We start from the raw sequence: 2690 nt of genomic DNA on the forward strand, positions 1-2690 counted from the left end.
GATGTATCGGGACATGGGAAAGGAATATTTAACCACTAAGGACACCAAGAACACAACTCGTCCCGAGCATCGGGAAAGAAAAATAAGCTTTGTGAACTTAGTGCTCTTTGTGGTTTCTTCTTCTTTTTACCACATCTTGTCCCGTCCCGATGTATCGTATCCACCCGAGCAACCCCGTCTTTCCTTAGTTTGATTTTTTACTAATGAAAAGTTTATAATTTCTGGGCAGGAGTTCGTGTATTTTCTGGATGTTGGTTTCCATGATATGGTCGAAGACATACTTGAGCCATTGTTGAGGATTCACGTCCTCGATCTTGCACTACCTGTCCCGAGTATCGGGATGGCAAAGAATGAGTAGATCATTGCCGCCCGCTGTGCGGCATCATGAGATCCTGCAAAGAGGTAATTCTTTCTTCCGATGGCCACCGGTCTGATCTTGTTTTCAATGGCATTGTTGTCGATTTCCAGCATCCCGTCCATGAGGTAGTTGGTCAGCTCTTCCCAGCGTGTCATGGTGTAGGCCATGGCCTTTCCAATACTACTTTTTGGAAGTACCTGGGCATAGTTCTCCTTTAGCCAGTTGGAGAATGTATCCAAAATGGGCAGTGCCTTGTCCAGCCGATAGGCCTTTCTGTCTTCTGGGCTTAGCCGCATTTCCCTGCAGTGGGCCTCTACTTCATAGAGCTTTTTGATAAAGGTGAGCGCCAGCTCTGCCTTTGTCCTGTCGTTTTGCTGTGCATCGAAAAATTCACGGCGCGCATGTGCCCAGCAACACAGGTGGGTCACTCCGTCCTGTCTTCCATATTGGCCATAGACGGCATACCCGTCACTTTGGAGATAGCCTTTGAAGCCTTCCAACAGCTTTTTGGGTGCCTCCTTGCCACGTCCTTTTTGGTAATCAAACAATACGGTGCCGTCCATAGGATTATGGTACACCCAGTAATAGCCCAGGTGGGTCTGTTTCTTTTTGGTCGCATCCAAAACCCGGATAGTGGTTTCATCCCCCTGAAGGTATCCTTTCCCGCGGGTGTCCTTCATCAGCCAGTCGTAGAGGATTTCCAGCCGTTCCAGTCCCTGTCTGACCCAGCCGTCCAGGGTAGAAGCGGCAATGGGGATGTTTTCCCGTTTGAAGCGCTGCAGTTGCCGGTAAAGCGGCAGATGGTCCACATACTTGTCTGTCAGAATGGAGGCCAGCAACCCTGTACCTGCCATACTTTTGTCGATCAGCGGGAAGGGAGCGGTGCAATGGTTATCGGGGACTTGCCTTCCTCGGCTTTGGATACATATTTATACCGGATGTAGCGGCGGATGATGAATTGGGCAGGCTTGTAATCAAGCTCCTCGGTGATTTCTTTGCCGATGCAGGTCATCTCCTCCAGGTTCCCCTCCGGATACAGCTCGATTTCTTCCACCGGAAGATGTTCGGGCAGTTTGGTCCTGCCCGGATGTGAAGAACCGGATTTCCTGCGGACATACTCCACCTTTTCGGTCAGCTCCAGTTCCATGGCCTGCTGTTGTTCAGCAGTGGCTTCAAAAGGAAGGCTCAGCTGGTCGGAAGACTCAAAGCGTTCCCGCTTCTGACCAAACAGGGTGCGCTGGAATTTGGCAATAATTCCCTCCAGGTCTTCAATTCGGCGGTCCTTGGATTCAATCGCTTGATCTTTGGATTGGATTGCCTTTTCCTTGGACTCCAACTCCCGCTGCTTCATCCCCAACAGGGCGATGAGTTCGGTTTTAGTGAGCTGGTCCAGTGGTTGGTTCATGCATCGAAAATATCAGTCAAAAAAGAGTCTTCAAAGCATTAGTTTCCCACAGGACCTGTGGATAAGTATACCTTTCGGCTGATTTCTATCCATTGGCATAAAAAAGCAGTCCCAATTATCCAAAAGAGATGTTTTAACGCTGAAAACCTGAACGGAAGTCGATAAAAAAAACATAAAAACCCTGAAAAAAATCCTCAGGGTTTGGTGTATCTGGGAAGCTGGCGGGAATCCAGCACCTTGATGCCCTCGACCATCAATACCAGAGAGCTCCAGGGAAGTTTGCCGCCTTGTTCCATTCCATCGGGCGGCTGAAAGACACCTTTTTCAAGACGCTTGTAATAGATCACCAAGCCCCCTGCTTCCCAGTGGAGCAGCTTGACCAGGGTACGGTTGCGGTTCAGGAAGATATAGACTTCCCCGGACAGCGGATCCCGGTCCAGGCTATTGCGGACCAGGCCGCTCAGTCCGTCAAAACCTTTGCGCATGTCCACTGCCCCGCCGTAGAGGAAGAACCGGTGGGAAGACCCCAGCGTGAACATCTTACCAGTTGATCAGTTGGCGGATCTGGTAAAGGTCCTGTATGCCACGGACCGTCACTCCGTTGGGAAACACCACTTCCAGTCCAACGGAGGGTAAAGGGGCAGTTACTTCTGTAAATCGGACAACAGGAGTTGCTGAAGAAACATTGACTTTTCGGTACCAATAGGAAAAGGTGGGCAGCTTGATGTTCTCACGAAGACAGAATTCCCGCTGGGTAAGGCCGCTGGACTTGAAGGAAGCTACTGCCGCTTCCATTTGTTGTTGACTTGCTCTTTTCATAGGTTTGTTTTTGATGCAAACCTATAGCTGGTAAGGGATTTTTGGAAGATGTACTTGGCGGGGTGGGTACATTGAAAGAGGGATTCCTCGGATTCAAAATGCTGCCAA

3 protein-coding genes and 1 pseudogene are annotated in these 2690 nt (G+C 49.8%); 1 reads left to right on the forward strand and 3 read right to left on the reverse strand.

All coding sequences use genetic code 11. The features are described from left to right. On the forward strand, positions 1-193 hold a 193-nt coding region (locus tag BM043_RS19660), incomplete at its 5' end, for a hypothetical protein (protein ID WP_218144173.1). Here BM043_RS19660 and tnpC read toward each other — a convergent pair. From tnpC to tnpA, 3 genes and pseudogenes are all read right to left on the reverse strand, one after another. Then, positions 185-1763, reverse strand: a pseudogene (tnpC, locus tag BM043_RS18985) (IS66 family transposase). The gene BM043_RS19660 and the pseudogene tnpC overlap by 9 nt on opposite strands. Before the next feature lie 194 nt (positions 1764-1957). Continuing rightward, a complete protein-coding gene (tnpB, locus tag BM043_RS18990; RefSeq protein ID WP_092794765.1) occupies positions 1958-2302 on the reverse strand; it encodes an IS66 family insertion sequence element accessory protein TnpB in 345 nt (114 codons plus the stop codon). 1 nt (position 2303) lies between these two features. Beyond that, positions 2304-2582: an IS66 family insertion sequence element accessory protein TnpA gene (gene tnpA / locus BM043_RS18995; RefSeq protein ID WP_092794768.1), complete on the reverse strand. Its 279-nt coding sequence runs from the start codon at positions 2580-2582 to the stop codon at positions 2304-2306. Between the last annotated feature and the right edge of the window lie 108 nt (positions 2583-2690).

Origin of the sequence: Algoriphagus hitonicola, from assembly GCF_900113375.1 — a bacterium.
GTDB lineage: Bacteria > Bacteroidota > Bacteroidia > Cytophagales > Cyclobacteriaceae > Algoriphagus > Algoriphagus hitonicola.